Origin of the sequence: Comamonas thiooxydans, assembly GCF_000964545.1 — a bacterium.
In the GTDB taxonomy this organism is placed as follows: domain Bacteria; phylum Pseudomonadota; class Gammaproteobacteria; order Burkholderiales; family Burkholderiaceae_C; genus Comamonas; species Comamonas thiooxydans.
This window is the reverse complement of sequence record NZ_BBVD01000002.1, coordinates 398,426-414,372: the sequence shown is the minus strand read 5'-3', so window position 1 is coordinate 414,372 and position 15,947 is coordinate 398,426. Positions and strand designations below refer to the sequence as shown.

At 64.1% G+C, this 15,947-nt stretch carries 12 protein-coding genes; 9 read left to right on the top strand and 3 right to left on the bottom strand.

From position 1 onward, the window contains the following. Window position 1: 1 nt before the first annotated feature. From xdhB to Cth01_RS03340, 6 genes are all read left to right on the top strand, one after another. Window positions 2-2,428, top strand: a complete 2,427-nt coding sequence (gene xdhB, locus Cth01_RS03365) for a xanthine dehydrogenase molybdopterin binding subunit (RefSeq protein ID WP_034357203.1) — start codon at window positions 2-4, stop codon at window positions 2,426-2,428. Between the two features lie 163 nt (window positions 2,429-2,591). Then, window positions 2,592-3,893 (top strand): NCS2 family permease, encoded by a 1,302-nt coding sequence (locus Cth01_RS03360; RefSeq protein ID WP_003061737.1) that lies wholly within the window; start codon window positions 2,592-2,594, stop codon window positions 3,891-3,893. Window positions 3,894-4,375: 482 nt separating this feature from the next. Then, a complete protein-coding gene (locus tag Cth01_RS03355; protein WP_034390842.1) occupies window positions 4,376-5,365 on the top strand; it encodes an ABC transporter substrate-binding protein in 990 nt (329 codons plus the stop codon). 12 nt (window positions 5,366-5,377) lie between these two features. Next, entirely contained in the window at window positions 5,378-6,235 is an 858-nt protein-coding gene (locus Cth01_RS03350) for an ABC transporter permease (protein ID WP_034405953.1), read from the top strand. Next, the gene (locus Cth01_RS03345; protein ID WP_045838516.1) at window positions 6,232-6,957 is read left to right on the top strand and encodes an ABC transporter ATP-binding protein; all 726 of its coding nucleotides are present in this window, start codon (window positions 6,232-6,234) and stop codon (window positions 6,955-6,957) included. The genes Cth01_RS03350 and Cth01_RS03345 overlap by 4 nt, the downstream gene beginning before the upstream one ends. A gap of 13 nt (window positions 6,958-6,970) precedes the next feature. Beyond that, entirely contained in the window at window positions 6,971-8,323 is a 1,353-nt protein-coding gene (locus tag Cth01_RS03340; RefSeq protein ID WP_045838515.1) for an LLM class flavin-dependent oxidoreductase, read from the top strand. A 27-nt stretch (window positions 8,324-8,350) separates the two neighbouring features. On the opposite strand, the gene Cth01_RS03335 is transcribed toward Cth01_RS03340, so the two are convergent. Then, the gene (locus Cth01_RS03335; protein ID WP_045838514.1) at window positions 8,351-9,490 is read right to left on the bottom strand and encodes an anhydro-N-acetylmuramic acid kinase; all 1,140 of its coding nucleotides are present in this window, start codon (window positions 9,488-9,490) and stop codon (window positions 8,351-8,353) included. A gap of 141 nt (window positions 9,491-9,631) precedes the next feature. Continuing rightward, window positions 9,632-10,990 (bottom strand): M23 family metallopeptidase, encoded by a 1,359-nt coding sequence (locus tag Cth01_RS03330; protein WP_034357214.1) that lies wholly within the window; start codon window positions 10,988-10,990, stop codon window positions 9,632-9,634. A 191-nt stretch (window positions 10,991-11,181) separates the two neighbouring features. Here Cth01_RS03330 and tyrS point away from each other — a divergent pair, with 191 nt between their 5' ends. Next, the gene (gene tyrS / locus Cth01_RS03325) at window positions 11,182-12,414 is read left to right on the top strand and encodes a tyrosine--tRNA ligase (RefSeq protein WP_012836937.1); all 1,233 of its coding nucleotides are present in this window, start codon (window positions 11,182-11,184) and stop codon (window positions 12,412-12,414) included. 199 nt (window positions 12,415-12,613) lie between these two features. Here the strand turns inward: tyrS and Cth01_RS03320 are convergent, their stop codons facing one another. Continuing rightward, window positions 12,614-13,594, bottom strand: coding sequence for a LysR substrate-binding domain-containing protein (locus Cth01_RS03320; RefSeq protein WP_034405962.1), 981 nt, complete (start codon window positions 13,592-13,594; stop codon window positions 12,614-12,616). A gap of 104 nt (window positions 13,595-13,698) precedes the next feature. On the opposite strand from Cth01_RS03320, the gene glmU reads away from it, so the two are divergent. After that, on the top strand, window positions 13,699-15,147 hold the full coding sequence (gene glmU / locus Cth01_RS03315; RefSeq protein ID WP_045838513.1) for a bifunctional UDP-N-acetylglucosamine diphosphorylase/glucosamine-1-phosphate N-acetyltransferase GlmU: 1,449 nt from the start codon (window positions 13,699-13,701) through the stop codon (window positions 15,145-15,147). Continuing rightward, entirely contained in the window at window positions 15,147-15,944 is a 798-nt protein-coding gene (locus Cth01_RS03310; protein ID WP_034390853.1) for a sensor histidine kinase, read from the top strand. The genes glmU and Cth01_RS03310 overlap by 1 nt, the downstream gene beginning before the upstream one ends. The last annotated feature ends 3 nt before the right edge of the window (window positions 15,945-15,947 follow it).

Below are 15,947 nucleotides of genomic sequence, written 5' to 3'. Positions count from 1 at the left end.
AATGAACAACCCCCTTGAATTGACGAATGAACTGGTGGCGGAAGCCTTTGCCGATTACCGCAAGAATCAGGCTTATCGCATTGACGAAGTGACCGAGGCCAAGGCCCATGATCAGGGCGCACGCGTGGGCGTCAGCCGCAAGCACGAGTCCGCACACCTGCATGTGGCCGGCGAGGCCGCCTATATCGACGACCTGCCCGAGCTGGAAGGCACGCTGCATTGTGCGCTGGGCCTCTCTCCCGTGGCCCACGGCCGTTTGACGGCGCTGGCGCTGGAGGCCGTGCGGGCCATGCCCGAAGTGGTGGACGTGATCACGGCAGCCGACATCCCCGGTGTCAACGACTGCGGCTCCATCATTCATGACGACCCGATTCTGTGCGACGGCGAAATCCGCTACGTAGGCCAGCCCCTGTTCGCCGTGATTGCCCGCTCGCGCGATGCGGCAAGACGTGCAGCCGCCCTGGCCAAGGCAGCGGCCACCATCAGCGAGCTGCCGCCCGTGCTGACACCGCGCAAGGCCCATGAGCTGGGGCAGTATGTGATGCCGCCCATGCACCTGGAGCGCAGTACACGGGAAGGCGGCGCGCGCGCCGCCATGGATGCCGCGCCGCACCGCCTCAAGGGTTCCTTCGATGTGGGCGGGCAGGAGCAGTTCTATCTGGAAGGGCAGATCAGCTATGCCACGCCCAAGGAAGACGGGGCCGTGCATATTCATTGCTCCACTCAGCATCCCAGCGAGATGCAGCATCTGGTGGCACATGCTCTGGGCGTGGCTTCGCACAGCGTGCATGTGGAATGCCGACGCATGGGTGGCGGCTTCGGCGGCAAGGAATCGCAGTCGGCGCTGTTCGCCTGCGTGGCGGCCGTGGCGGCAACCAGGCTGCAGAAACCGGTCAAGCTGCGTCTGGACCGCGACGACGACTTCATGATTACCGGTCGCCGTCACTGCTTCTGGTATGAGTACGAAGTGGGCTATGACGATGAAGGCCGCGTGCTGGGAGCCGAGATCTCCATGGTCTCGCGCGCCGGTCACTCTGCCGATCTGTCGGCGCCCGTGATGACGCGTGCGCTGTGCCATTTCGACAATACCTACTGGCTGCCCGATGTGCTCATGCATGGCTATATGGGCAAGACCAATACCCAGAGCAATACGGCTTTCCGTGGCTTTGGCGGACCTCAGGGCGCGATTGCCATCGAGAACATTCTGGATACGGTGGCGCGCAGCCTGGGGCGCGATCCGCTCGATGTGCGGCGCGTCAACTTCTACGGCAAGGGCGAGCGAAACATCACGCCCTATGAACAGGTCGTGACCGATAACGTGATTCACGAGCTGGTGGCCGAGCTGGAGGAGTCCAGCGACTACCGTGCGCGCCGTGCGGCCGTGAATGCCTTCAACGCCGGCAGTGCCGTGCTCAAGCGCGGCCTGGCGCTGACACCGCTGAAGTTCGGCATCTCCTTCAATGTGGCCCACTTCAACCAGGCCGGCGCACTGGTCCATATCTATACCGATGGCTCGATTCTCGTGAACCATGGCGGCACCGAAATGGGCCAGGGCCTGAACACCAAGGTGGCGCAGGTGGTGGCGCATGAGCTGGGCGTGGCATTCGAGAATGTGCGCGTGACGGCCACCGATACCAGCAAGGTGGCCAACACCTCGGCCACGGCGGCTTCGACGGGAGCCGACCTCAACGGTAAGGCCGCACAGGATGCCGCACGCCAGCTGCGCGAGCGTCTGGCCGAATGCGCCGCACGCCTGCATGGCGGCGATGCCCATGACGTGCGCTTTGCCAACAATGCGGTGCAGGTCAACGGCCAGAATGTGCCGTTTGCCGAGCTGGTGCGCGCAGCCTATCTGCAGCGTGTGCAGCTGTGGTCGGATGGCTTCTATGCCACGCCCGGCCTGCACTGGGACGGCAAGCGCATGAAGGGTCACCCCTTCTTCTACTTTGCCTATGGCGCGGCCGTCAGCGAAGTGGTCATCGACACGCTGACGGGCGAATGGAAGCTGCTGCGCGCCGATGTGCTGCATGACGTGGGCCGCTCGCTGAACCCGGCCGTCGATGTGGGCCAGGTGGAGGGCGCCTTCATCCAGGGCATGGGCTGGCTGACCACCGAGGAGCTGGTGTGGCATCCGCAAACCGGAAAGCTCACGACCCATGCGCCCAGCACCTACAAGATTCCTACGGCCAATGACTGCCCGCCGGTCTTCAATGTGCGCCTGTTCGAGGGCGATAACTATGAAGACTCCATCCACCGCAGCAAGGCCGTGGGGGAGCCCCCGCTGCTGCTGCCGTTCTCGGTGTTCTTCGCGATTCGCGATGCGGTGTCGGCCGCCGGCGAGCACCGCATGAACCCTCCACTGCAGGCGCCTGCCACGTCAGAAGCCATCCTGCGCGCAGTGGAAGCCGTTCAAGGGCACACTGGCTAGTTTTTCCTCACAGGTGTTGTCGCCTTGCGGGGCGGCAGCCATTCTGAGTCATGGCTGTTTGCCGCGGGGCAAGGCCATGTGCTGCGCCGCTCATTTGGCGGCGCAGGACCGGGCGCGTTCCTCGCGTTGCGCCTCGCATGCAAAACAACACGGAGACTATGCAATGAACTGGACAGAGCGGATATTCAAACTCAGGGAGCACAACACCAATGTGCGCACGGAACTGGTCGCAGGGCTGACGACCTTTCTTTCAATGGCCTACATCATGTTCGTCAACCCCTCCATTCTGGGGGATGCGGGCATGCCCAAGGGCTCGGTCTTTGTCGCCACCTGCCTGATCGCAGCGCTGGGCTCGACCATCATGGCGCTGTATGCCAACTACCCGATTGCGCTGGCGCCGGGCATGGGGCTGAACGCCTATTTTGCCTACGTGGTGGTGCTCAAGATGGGCTATACGTGGGAGGCTGCCCTGGGGGCGGTGTTCGTCTCGGGATGTCTGTTCCTGATCTGCACCATGCTGGGCCTGCGTGAGCTCATCATCAAGGGCATACCGCAGTCCATACGCGTTTCCATCACCGTGGGTCTGGGTCTATTCCTGGCGCTGATCGCGCTCAAGACCGCCGGTGTGGTCGCTGCCGACCAGAACACCTATGTGACGCTGGGCGATCTGCACAAGCCCGAGGTCATCATGGCGCTGCTGGGCTTTTTGCTGATCGTGGTGCTGGACCGTCTCAAGGTGCCGGGCGCCTTGCTGATCGGCATCCTGGCCGTGACGGTGGCCTCGTTCTTCTTCGGCGGCAATACCTTCCACGGCATCTTCTCGGCACCTCCCTCCATCGAGCCCACCTTCATGAAGCTCGACATCAAGACGGCGCTGACCACGGGCTTCCTCAACGTGGTGCTGGTGTTCTTCCTGGTGGAACTGTTTGATGCCACCGGCACGCTGATGGGCGTGGCGCGTCGCGCCGGCCTGCTGGTGCCTGAGCGCATGGGGCGTTTCAACCGCTCGCTGCTGGCCGATTCGGGCGCGATCTTTGTGGGCTCCATCCTGGGTACCTCCAGCACCACCGCCTATGTGGAGAGCGCTGCCGGTGTGCAGGCCGGCGGCCGTACCGGTCTGACGGCTCTCACGGTTGCCATGCTGTTCCTGGCTTGCTTGTTCATCGCGCCGCTGGCCGGTGTGGTGCCCGGCTATGCCACTGCGCCTGCGCTGCTGTTCGTGGCCTGCCTGATGCTGCGTGACCTGACGGAAGTGCAGTGGGATGAAACCACCGAAGCCATACCGGCAGTCGTCACCGCGCTGATGATGCCTTTCACCTACTCCATCGCCAACGGTCTGGCCTTCGGCTTCATCACCTATGCCGTACTCAAGCTGTGCACGGGCAAGGTCAAGGAGGTGCACTGGATCATGTGGGTGATTGCGGCCCTGTTCCTGTTCAAGTTCATCTACGTCGGCGGTCACTGAGCGCCTATACACCGATCAAGCCTGGCAGTAATCTGTGCCGGGCCGGGCCGTGGCAGTCGGAGGAGAGGCCGGCTGACATGGCTCGCTGGAGCCCGCCAGGCATGAAATCACAGATGCAACAAGCAGTCCGGCTTCTGGTGGGGTCGGGCTGTTTTGCATTGTGAGTGGCAAGACATTTGCAAGCATGTCGTCAGAGCATGTGTTGTCAGCTAGACACCCAGGCCCCAGGTGGCCGGCCATTTCCCCAAGCTTCAACAACATTGATTTCATGAGCATATTGCTGAATCAAAGCTTGTTGCGCGCTTTGCGGGTGGCGGAATTCAACTCGTGCCGTCTTAAGTGCTTGGCAGCACAGTGAAATTCATGCGAGGCCGGTGAGCTGACTCCGGCGCTCGGATGAGTTGGTTGTTTCCAAATTTGAAATCAATATTTTTGAATCGATCGACTGCTCCCTAGCATCCGTCTCATTGCATACATGGGAGATGGAAGTGGACAAGCGTCGATTCCTGCTGGCAGGGCCTTCATTGCTGGCAGTGACTGCCATGGGCACCGCCGGTGTTGCACGTGCTGCGGCAGATGCCAGGACCAGGCTGGTTGTCGCTGATCAGAGCGAGCTGATTCGTCATCTGCTGGATGCCAGCGGTGAGCGCAAGAAGACCGGCTTTCAGCTGGAGCTGCCCAATTTTGCCGGCGGTCCGGCCATTTTCGAGGCCATCCGCGCCGGGGCACTGGACATGGCTTATGTGGGAGATACGCCTCCCATACAGGCGCGGGCCGCAGGCGTGAACCTGCCCATCATCGCGACCTTCACCCGAGCCAGGGCGGAATATCGTTTGCTCCAGCATGCCGGAGCCGGGGTGGAGCGCCTGAGCGATCTGCGCGGCAAGCGCGTGAGCTATGTGGAAGGCTCGGGGCGCCAGGTGTTCCTCATCGAGGCGCTGAACCGGGCGGGCCTGACGCTCAAGGATGTCACGCTGGTGCATCTGCGCGTGGCCGAGCTCAACGATGCCTTGCGCGCCCGTGCCGTCGATGTCGCCACCATTTCCGAGCCGCATGTCACGCGACTGTCCAGGCAGGTTGGAGCGCGCGTGGTGCCCGATCCACTGGAGCGGCAACTGCTGCCGTCCACCTCCTATATCTATGCCCGCCCGGATGTGCTGGCCGATCCGCAGAAGGCAGAAGCCATCCGCGAATTCCTGGCCTCCTTCGTGCGTGCGGGGCGCTGGAGCAATACCCATCGCAAGGAATGGGGGCAGCATTACCTGCGCAACTTCCAGCGCCTTGATGCCGAGAGCGCGGCGGCCATCCAGGCGGCGCAGGCTCCGCTGGAGTTCCAGACGGCGGCACAGGCCCAGCCCCATCATCAGAAACTCATCGACATCCTGCACAGCGCAGGCAGTCTGCCCCAGCGTCTGGATGCCAGGGATTCCTTTGTGGCGAGCTATGACGGCGTGATCGTCGCCAATCGCTGAGGAGTGGCCGTGATGACACCGACTCCTCTGGAAGCGCGCTTGGCCGGCTGGCAGTCTCAGACTGGATCGCCGCTCGCCGCGCCAGACCGCAAAGCCCCGGCGCTGGTGCCGGCCCGCCTGTCGCCGGGCATGCTGCTGGCCGGGCCCGTCCTGCTGCTGCTGTTGTGGGAGGCTGCATCGCGCCTGGGTTATCTCTCTCCGGAGACGCTGACCGCACCGTCGCAGGCTCTGCGTACCGGCTACGAAATGGTGCTCGATGGCAGCCTGCTGCCGCATCTGCTGGCTTCGGCCGGGCGCGCCTACACGGGACTGTTTCTGGGCATTGTGGTGGGAGTGTTGCTGGCGCTGGCCGCCGGACTGAGCCGCAGCGGCGAGGCCCTCATCGATGGCCTGGTGCAAATCAAGCGGGCCGTTCCCACGCTGGCGCTGATCCCGCTGGCCATCATCTGGCTGGGCATAGGCGAGGCGATGAAGGTCTTTCTCATCTTTACCGCAGTGCTGATTCCCATCTACATCAACACCCATGCAGCGCTGCGCAGCATCGACATCGGTCATGTGGAGCTGGCTCAGACGCTGGGACTGTCGCGTGCCGAATTCATTCGCAAGGTGGCGCTGCCGGGTGCCTTGCCGGGCTTTTTTGTCGGCCTGCGCATGGCGGTCTCGCTGTGCTGGACGGCGCTGGTGGTGCTGGAGCTGATCAACACGCAGACCGGTATCGGCTATCTGATGAACCGTGCGCGCGACTGGGGGCAGACCGATGTGATCGTGGTGGGAATCCTGATCTACGCGCTGCTGGGTCTGCTGTCCGACGCCGCAGTGCGGCGCCTGGAGGCACGTGTGCTGTCCTATCGGAGGTCGCTGGGATCATGAGCAATCCATCATTGACCGGTGCCGTGCAACTGCGCTGCTTCAGTCGCAGCTTCCATGGCAAGCAGGTGCTCGACGACCTCCATCTCGATATCACCCCCGGGCAGTTCGTGGCATTGCTGGGGGAGTCGGGCTCGGGCAAGACCACGCTGTTGCGGGCCCTGGCCGGCCTCGATGCCGAGGCCCGGAGTTCGGGGGCGGCGCTGGCCCATGGCAATGTCTCAGTGCTGTTCCAGGACTCGCGCCTGCTGCCCTGGCTGACGGTGCTGGACAACCTGACGCTGGGGCTGGATGCGCAGGTGGCCCGGCCCGCCGCAGTGCAATTACTGCGCGAGGTGGGCCTGGAAGACAAGGCCGCGGTCTGGCCCGCCACCCTGTCCGGTGGGCAAAAGCAAAGAGCGGCACTGGCTCGCTCCTTGCTGCGCGAGCCGCATGTGCTGCTGGCCGACGAGCCTTTTGGTGCCCTGGATGCGCTGACCCGCATGCGCATGCAGGGCCTTTTGCGGCGCATGGTGGAGCGCATACGCCCGACGGTGATTCTGGTGACCCACGATGTGGACGAATCCCTGCTGCTGGCAGACCGGATTCTGGTGCTCAGGGACGGAAAGATCGCCGAAGACCATGCGCTGGATCTGGCCCATCCGCGGCGACCCGATCACCTCGCTTTCATGCAGCTGCGCGCGACCTTGCTGCGCAGTCTGGGTGTGGAAGCCGAACTTGTCTGAAAGAAGCCTTGCCATGACACGACAACTACACCTGAACCTGTTTCTGATGACACGAGGCCACCACGAAGGTGCCTGGCGTCACCCCGGAGCCAATCGCAAGGCGCTGACCGATCTGGAGCTCTATGTGGATGCGGCCCGCATCGCCGAGGCCGCGAAGTTCGATGCCGTGTTTCTGGCCGACGGGCTGGTCGGGCCCGACAACGGGCAGATGGCTTCTTCAGGCCAGCTCGAGCCGCTGCTGCTGCTGGCTGCACTGGCGCAGCATACCGAGCGTATCGGGCTGATCGGCACGGCTTCCACCACCTACAGCCTGCCCTATACGCTGGCGCGGCAGTTCGCAACGCTGGACCATCTCTCCAAGGGGCGGGCAGGCTGGAATATCGTGACCTCCTGGCTGCCCCGGGCCGGAGAAAACTACGGGTTGCAAGAGAACGTGGAGCATGCCGAGCGCTACCGCATCGCCGACGAGTTCGTGGCCGCAGTGGATGCGCTATGGCGCAGCTTTCCGGGCGGGGCAGTGGTGGACGATGCCGAATCGGGCCAGTTCCTGGACATAGGCCAGGTGCGCCCCGTCAACTATGCGGGAACACATATCCGTACGCGCGGACCGCTGAATGTGCCGGGCAGCCCCCAGGGCCGTCCGGTGCTGGTGCAGGCCGGGCAGTCCGAAACGGGCCGGGCCTTTGCCGCGCAATGGGCCGAGGCCATTTTCACGGCGCATGGCAGCAAGGAGTCGGCACAAGGCTTTTATGCCGATATCAAGGGACAGGCGAAGGCTCTGGGGCGCAGGGCCGAGGGCATTGTGATTCTGCCGGGTATCAGCGCCGCGATTGGATCCACGGAGTACGAAGCCCGCCAGGTGTGGGAGGAGCTCGACAGCCTGACCAGCATCGACGTGGGGTTGGGGCGCCTGTCGGCCCGTTTTGGCGGCCATGACTTCAGCAGTCTGCCGCTGGACCGTCGGCTCACGCGCGATGATTTTCCCGATCCCGCGCTGGTGGAGGCTTCCAGGAGCCGCGCCATAGGCTATGTGGAGACCACGCTGCGCGATGGACTCACGCTGCGTCAGCTGCTCAAGCGGCTGGCTGGCGCGCGCGGGCATCTGGCAATTGCCGGCACGCCCGAGCAGGTGGCGGACACGATTGAAGACTGGTTCCGCACGGGTGCCGCCGATGGCTTCAATGTGATGCCACCGGTCATCACCCAGCAGCTGGAGCTGTTTGCCAGCGAGGTCGTGCCCATCTTGCGCAAGCGCGGGCTGTTTCGCAGCGACTACCAGAGCAGCACGCTGCGCGGCCATTTCGGCTTGCCTGATCTGCCTGTGGTGCAGCACAAGGCGCAGGCGGATGCCGCAGTAGCGGCCTGAGCCTGCAGCGGGCCGGCGGCCGCGCTTTCAAGCGGGGTGGATGGCGCCCAGAATGCGTGGGCCGCTGGCGCCTGTCACGCTGGCCAGATTGCCGGGAAGGCCCAGCAGGCATTGACGTGCCAGCCAGGCAAAGGCGGCTGCTTCCACTTCGAGCGGGGGCAGGCCGCGCTCTGCCGTGGAGGCCACCTTCACGCCCGGCAGCAGGGCGGCAAGACGCTGCATCAGATAGGTGTTCAGTGCGCCGCCGCCGCAGACAAGCAGTTCGGTGCCGCCCCTGCCGAAACGCTGGACAGCATGGGCGCAGCTGGCGGCCGTGAATTCGGTCAGGGTCGCCTGTACATCGGCCGCGGCGGCCTGGGCCGCATGCTGCTGCAGATGCCGCTCCAGCCACTCGGCGTGAAACAGATCGCGCCCCGTGCTCTTGGGCGGCTGCTGGGCCAGATAGGGATCGCCCAGCATGGCGGCCAGCAGCTCGGGCAGGACCTTGCCGCTGGCGGCCCACCGGCCGCTCTCGTCATAGCTCCTGCCGGTATGGCGCAGGCACCAGCCGTCCATGAGCGCATTGCCGGTGCCGGTATCGAAGCCGAGCACCGAGCCGTCGGCACCCAGCACGCTGAGATTGGCAATGCCGCCGATATTGAGTACCAGCGCGGTTTCAGCGGGCCTGCCGAACACGCTTTGGTGAAAGGCCGGCACCAGCGGTGCCCCCTGGCCGCCTGCCGCCACATCACGGCTGCGCAGGTCGGCGACTACGGTGATGCCGGTCAGCTCGGCCAGCAGGGCGGGGCTGTTGAGCTGCAGCGTATAGCCCGTGCCATCGAACATCTGCGGACGGTGGCGCACGGTCTGGCCATGGGCGCCTATGGCCGCGATCTGCCCGGCCCGGACACCGGCTGCAGTCAGTAGTTGCTGCACCACCTGTGCATAGTGGCGCACCAGTGCATTGGCGGCCAGGGCGGCGCGATGCAGCTCGTCCTGACCGCCAGTGGTGTTGAGGGCCAGCAGCTCGGCGCGCAATGCCGCATCGAAGCCGCAGCTGGCATGTTGCAGCACTCGCATGCCCTGGCTGAAGTCCACGAGAACCCCGTCGACGCCGTCCAGCGATGTACCGGACATCAGGCCGATATAGAGGTTGCTTTGAGCGGCTTGTTCAATGGCATTGGGCATGGCAGATCAGAGGGTTGGCGTGCGGTTCACTATCTTAGCTGTAGCGTTTGCGGCTTTCCTGGCGGTCGCTGCAAACGATCCTGATGCGGAAATGAAAAAGGGCTGCAATTTGCAGCCCTCAGGTTGTGTCGCAGCGATGGATCAGCGCGTACTGGCCAAGGCGAACGACTGCGTGCCGGCGTTGAGTTCGATGCGCATCTGCGCTGCCTGCTGCTCAAAGGCCGGGCGTGCGGCCTTGGAGATGGGCTGGGCGGCATCGGTGATCTGGGCAATAGTCAGCGGGTCGCGCTGCTCGCCCTTCTCGCGGAATTCGAAGTGCAGATGAGGGCCGGTGGCCCAGCCCGTGGAGCCCACGGCGCCGATGATGTCGCCCTGGTCCACGCGCTGACCGTGCTTGACGTCGATGCGGCTCAGGTGGGCGTAGACGGTGGTGTGCTGGTTGGCGTGATCGACGAAGATCACATTGCCGTAACCGTTTTGCACGCCGGCAAAGGACACGACGCCGTCGCCCACGGTACGCACCTTGGTGCCCGTGGGGGCCGCGAAGTCGGTGCCCAGGTGAGCGCGCCAGGTTTTATGAATGGGGTGGACGCGCATGGAAAAACCGCTGCTGATGCGCGAGAACTCCACGGGGTAGTTCAGATAGGCCTGGCGCAGGCTCTTGCCGTCCAGCGTGTAGTAGGCGCCCTTCTTGCCTGCTTCCTGGAACCACATGGCCTGGTGCGACTTGCCATTGTTGTAGAACTCGGTGCTCAGCACGCGGCCGGCGCGCAGTGGCTCGCCATCGGCTTCCAGCGATTCATAGACCACGGCAAAGCGGTCGCCCTTGCGCAGGCCGCGGCGGAAGTCCAGCTCGCCCTGGAAGATGTCGGCCATCTGCATGGAGATGCTGTCGGGAATGTCGGAGGCATCCGTGGCGGCAAAGAAGGAGGAGCGAATCACGCCGCCGGCCAGACGCGGGCTGGCCGTGAGTTTGCCGGTCTCGATCTTGGATTGCAGCTTGCCATCCACGCGCTCCACAGTCAGGCGCTGAAAGCTGCCGTCTTCGCTGGGAGCCCAGCGCACGGTCAGCTGGCTCAGTTGCTGGTCGGGCGTGGTCTCTGCTGACACCAGGCGGCCGGCGCGGCCCAGCACGTTCTGGCGCACGGCTTCGTTGCTGCGCATGAAGGCTGCGGCCTGCGGGTCGGCAATGCCAAGGCGCTGCAGCAGCGACTCGGTGGTGTCGTTGCTGCGGGTGTATTCGGAGCGATAGAGGGAGAAGGACTGCAGATCCGTCAGATCGGCCAGATCCTGGCCGGCGGCCAGGGAGGTGACGGGTTCGGTCAGTGTACGTACGGGGAGGTCGGCGGGGTCGGGGCCCAGGCTGGCCACTGCGAAGGCGCCGCTGCCACCGGTCAGCAAAACAGTCGCCAGCGCCGCCGTGGCGCGCTTGGGGTGTTTTTGCAGAGCCGATGTCAGCCGCGCAAGCAGAGCACCGCCGGCATTTTTCAAGCCAGTCATCAAAACATCAAATCCTTGGGAAAGCGTGTCGGTGGAGTTGGTATTTGTTACGACTGACACGTCTCCAGTAGCTCTACCGTGCCATAAGTCCATCCAAAGAGGTCTTTATGAGGGAGCAGTCTAGAATTGACCGTAACACCAAACCTCCAAGTATATCGGCCGCGTCCTACTTCGCCTGCCGAAAAACCCTTATGAATCAATCTGCTGTTACAAGTTTTCCCGTGACCGACAGAGTGAACCAGGCGCTGGAAGTCACTCTGCGTGGAGTCGATGAGCTGCTGCCCAAGGACGAGTGGGTCCAGAAGCTGGCCAGGTCCGAAGCCACCGGCGTGCCCCTGCGCATCAAGCTGGGTCTGGACCCGACAGCCCCCGACATTCACCTGGGCCATACCGTGGTGCTCAACAAGATGCGCCAGCTGCAGGATCTGGGCCATCAGGTGATCTTCCTGATTGGTGACTTCACGACGCTGATCGGCGACCCTTCGGGCCGCAACTCTACGCGCCCGCCGCTGACGGCCGAGCAGATCAAGGTCAATGCAGAGACCTATTACACCCAGGCCGCCAAGGTGCTGGACCCGGCCAGGACCGAGGTGCGCTACAACAGCGAGTGGTGCGACCAGCTGGGCGCGCGCGGCATGATCCAGCTGTCGGCCAAGTACACGGTGGCGCGCATGATGGAGCGCAACGACTTCCATACGCGTTTCACCGACGGCAGCTCCATCAGCCTGCACGAGTTTCTCTACCCGCTGCTGCAGGGCTATGACTCGGTGGCGCTCAAGTCCGATCTGGAGCTGGGCGGCACCGATCAGAAGTTCAATCTGATGATGGGTAGGCATCTGCAGGCCGAGTATGGTCAGGATCAGCAGTGTGTGCTCACAATGCCGCTGCTGGTGGGCCTGGACGGCGTGCACAAGATGTCCAAGTCCAAGAACAACTACATCGGTATCACCGAGGACGCCAACACCATGTTCGCCAAGGTGCTGTCGATCTCGGACGAGCTGATGTGGGACTGGTACACCCTGCTGTCCTTCAAGAGCCTGGCCGAGATTGCAGCGCTCAAGGCCGAGATCGAGGCCGGAGGCAACCCCAAGCATGCCAAGGTGGCTCTGGCCAAGGAAATCACCGCGCGCTTCCACAGCGCCGAAGCCGCCGATGCGGCCGAGCAGGATTTCATCAACCGCTCCAAGGGCGGCATTCCCGATGACATCCCTGAAATCAGCCTGTCCGGCGCTCCGCTGGGCATTGGTGCGCTGGTCAAGCAGGCCAATCTGGCTGCATCGACCGGCGAAGCCAACCGCCTGATCGATGGCGGCGGCGTGCGCGTCGACGGCAACGTCATTAGCGACCGTGCACTGAAGCTGGACGCCGGCACCTTTGTGCTGCAGGTGGGCAAGCGCAAGTTTGCGCGCGTCACGCTGAGCTGAGCGCCTTGGGGCGCCTCGCCTCGTTCGCCTCTTTTGCGTTGAGTGCCACAGGGCAAGGACTTTGCCGCTGTGGCGCGGCCTAAAGAGGCGACAGTAGAGGTGACAGTAAAAATGAGAGCTGTTTACGCTTGATACATATACGTTTCAAATCAATTTGTATTTGAAACCGTTACAGGTCATGCGCAAGTAGCTCTCTTTTTTATTGAGTGGGCTCGCTCGCGCCTTGCATGGCGTCGCGCGTCTGGCGGGCTTGTTCCATCAGCCACTGACAGAAGGCCTGGACTTCGGGCCGCTCGCTGCTGCGTGGGCCTTGCAGCAGCCAGTACGACAGAGGCGAGGCCAGGCGACGCTCGGGCAATACCTCGATCAGGGTGCCGGCCGCCAGCGCATCGGCCACCAGCGGCAGGCGCGCGATGGCCAGACCCTGGCCCGCCAGTGCGGCCTGCACGATCTGGTGGGCGTAGTTGAAGTACAGCCAGCGCGGCGGCTGCAGCTGGTCGCAGCCGTTGGCGGCAAACCAGCGCTGCCAGCTCAGCCACTCCAGCTGGGGCATGCGGTGCACGTCGCCGGTTTCAATCAAGGTGTAGCGGGCCGCATCGGCGGGGCTGTGCACGGCGGGGCCGCTCCTGAGCAGGGCTGGGCTTGCGACCAGCACCAGTTCTTCGCCAAACAGGGCCTTTGCCGAGGCATCGGAGACGCCGGCGCTGTAGCGTATGGCCAGGTCCACATCGGTGGTCTCCAGATCCACCACGGCGTCGCCCGTGTCTATGCGAATGTCGATATCGGGATAGGCGCGCTGGAACGCCTCCAGGCGCGGAATCAGCCACATGGCGGCAAAGCTGGCCCAGGTGGTGATGGCCACGCTCTTGCGGCCCACGGTCTGGCGGATCTGGCGCACGGTGGCGTCGATCGACTCCAATGCAGGCTGCACGGCATGCAGCAGCTGGGCGCCGGCACCCGTCAATTCCACGGCGCGCGAATGGCGCAGAAACAGCGGGATGCCCACCTCGTCTTCCAGCGACTGGATCTGGCGGCTGACGGCAGACTGGGTCAGTGCCAGCTCGTCCGCCGCGGCTCGAAAGTTCAGGTGCCGGGCCACGGCCAGAAAGGCGCGCAGATGGCCGGCACCGATGGCGCGGGTGCGAAGCAGCGGAGTGGGGCTGGTGGTGGCATGAGGCATGGCAGGGCAAGCATAAGGTGTTTGCGGCGACTGTTGCCTGCGCTTGCAGTTGCCGACCGCGGCTATGGGTCGATAATCAGGCGGTTTTCATCCTATAAATCAATATGACTGCACCTCTGGACATCGTCGTCATGGCTGCCGGCAAAGGCACCCGCATGAAAAGCCGCCATCCCAAGGTGCTGCAAAAGCTGGCCGGTCGTGCCCTGTTGCAGCATGTGCTGGATACCGCTGCGCAACTCAAGGCGCGCTCGGCCGTGGTGGTGACGGGTCATGGCGCAGCGGAAGTGGAAGCGGCCATCGCCGCTGCCAATGGCGCAGATGGCGCGGATGGCGCCCATGGTGCAATGGACCTGAAGTTTGTGCGCCAGGAGCCCCAGCTGGGAACCGGCCATGCCGTGCAGCAGGCCGTGCCTGCGCTCAAGGAAGATGGCTTGGTCGTGGTGCTGTCGGGTGATGTGCCGCTGACCCGGGCCGACACGCTGCAAGGTCTGCTCGATGCCGCAGGCAGCGACAAGATGGCGCTGCTCACCGTGACCATGCCCGATCCCACGGGCTATGGCCGCATCGTGCGAAACGATGCAGGCACGGTGCAGCGCATCGTCGAGCAGAAAGATGCCAGCGAGGCCGAGCGCGCCATCACCGAGATCTACAGCGGTATCATGGCCGTGCCCGCCAGGCATCTGACGGCCTGGCTTGCCAAGCTCGACAACAACAATGCCCAGGGCGAGTACTACCTGACCGATATCGTCGCCATGGCCGTGGCCGACGGCGTGCCCGTGGTGGGCCACCGCATTGCCGATGTCCTGCAGGTGGCGGGCGTCAACAGCCCGCTGCAACTGGCAGAGCTGGAGCGCGCTCACCAGTTGCGCCAGGCGCGCGAGCTGATGGAGCAGGGCGTGCGCATGGCCGATCCTGCGCGCTTCGACCTGCGTGACGATGCGCGCGGCACCAAGGCCAGCCTGAGCTGCGGCCAGGATGTGGAAATCGACGTGAACTGCATCTTTGCCGGCAAGGTGACGATTGGCGCCGGCGCGAGGATCGGCGCCAACTGCCACCTCAGCAATGTGAGCATTGCCGAAGATGCCGTGATCCACCCCTTCACGCACATCGATGGCGAGAAGGCTGGCGTGGAAGTGGGCCAGGGCGCGCTGGTCGGCCCGTTTGCCCGCCTGCGCCCCGGCGCCAAGCTGGGCCGCGAAGTGCATATCGGCAACTTCGTGGAAGTGAAGAACTCCGTCCTGGCCGACGGTGCCAAGGCCAATCACCTGGCCTATCTGGGCGACGCCACGGTGGGCGAGCGCGTGAACTATGGTGCAGGCAGCATCACCGCCAACTATGACGGCGTGAACAAGCACCGTACCGTGATCGAGGCCGATGTGCATATCGGCAGCAACTGCGTGCTGGTGGCTCCGGTGACGATTGCCGCCGGCGGCACCGTGGGCGGTGGCTCCACCGTGACCAAGAATACGGAGGCTGGTGCCTTGACGGTAGGACGTGGCAGGCAGGTCAGCATCAGCAACTGGAAGCGCCCTGAAAAGCTGCCAAAAGCCTGATGGAACAAGCGCAGCAAGCTTTGGAGAGCATGGCGCCTCAGTCCCTGGGCGAAGCGCTGGCGCTGCTGGCCAGGCGCGAGGCCGAACTGTCCGCCTTGCGCACGGCCCAGCAGGAATGGATGCATGCCGTCTCGCATGATTTGCGGGCGCCGCTGCGCCATCTGCTGGCTTTCAATCCGCTGGTTGCCGAGCTGCTGCAGTCCGCCAGTCCCGGTGCCGAAGACCTGGAGGAAGCGCGAAGCTTCCTCCAGACCATGGAGCAGTCCGCCCAGCGCATGGCGGCCATGTTCGACGGCTTGCTGAAGCTGAATCGGGCCCAGAGCCATGTGCTGAAGCCGCAGCCCGTGGACTTGCTGGCCTTGCTGGGAAGTCTGAGCCAGCGTCTGCAGGCAGGCGCGCAAGGCCGACGCATAGAGTGGTGTCTGCCTGCCGCTGCCCCCATGCTGCAGGCGGATCCGCATCTGCTGGAGCAGGCTTTGGATGCAGCTCTCGCCAATGCCGTCAAGTTCACGCGGGCCGTGCCGCTGGCGCGCATCCAGGTCGATGTGCAGCGTGACGGGCAGGGGGGCTGCTTCATCACCGTGGCCGACAACGGCGCCGGCTTCGAGCAGGCGCGGTCAGGCAAGCTGTTTGGCGTCTTTCAGCGCATGCATCGCGAGGCCGAGTTCGAGGGCCTCGGCATCGGCCTGGCGCTGGTGCGCGATATCTGCCGCCGCCATGGCGGCGAGGCGGAAATCCAGGCTCAGCTCAATGCAGGATGCCAGTTGCAGATGCATTGGCCCACCTGCCTGCCCTGAGTG

Coding starts and splice junctions, on each gene's coding strand:
- xdhB (WP_034357203.1), top strand. CDS start 2: ATGAACAACCCCCTTGAATTGACGAATGAACTGGTGGCGGAAGCCTTT.
- Cth01_RS03360 (WP_003061737.1), top strand. CDS start 2,592: ATGAACTGGACAGAGCGGATATTCAAACTCAGGGAGCACAACACCAAT.
- Cth01_RS03355 (WP_034390842.1), top strand. CDS start 4,376: ATGGAAGTGGACAAGCGTCGATTCCTGCTGGCAGGGCCTTCATTGCTG.
- Cth01_RS03350 (WP_034405953.1), top strand. CDS start 5,378: ATGACACCGACTCCTCTGGAAGCGCGCTTGGCCGGCTGGCAGTCTCAG.
- Cth01_RS03345 (WP_045838516.1), top strand. CDS start 6,232: ATGAGCAATCCATCATTGACCGGTGCCGTGCAACTGCGCTGCTTCAGT.
- Cth01_RS03340 (WP_045838515.1), top strand. CDS start 6,971: ATGACACGACAACTACACCTGAACCTGTTTCTGATGACACGAGGCCAC.
- Cth01_RS03335 (WP_045838514.1), bottom strand. CDS start 9,490: ATGCCCAATGCCATTGAACAAGCCGCTCAAAGCAACCTCTATATCGGC.
- Cth01_RS03330 (WP_034357214.1), bottom strand. CDS start 10,990: ATGACTGGCTTGAAAAATGCCGGCGGTGCTCTGCTTGCGCGGCTGACA.
- tyrS (WP_012836937.1), top strand. CDS start 11,182: ATGAATCAATCTGCTGTTACAAGTTTTCCCGTGACCGACAGAGTGAAC.
- Cth01_RS03320 (WP_034405962.1), bottom strand. CDS start 13,594: ATGCCTCATGCCACCACCAGCCCCACTCCGCTGCTTCGCACCCGCGCC.
- glmU (WP_045838513.1), top strand. CDS start 13,699: ATGACTGCACCTCTGGACATCGTCGTCATGGCTGCCGGCAAAGGCACC.
- Cth01_RS03310 (WP_034390853.1), top strand. CDS start 15,147: ATGGAACAAGCGCAGCAAGCTTTGGAGAGCATGGCGCCTCAGTCCCTG.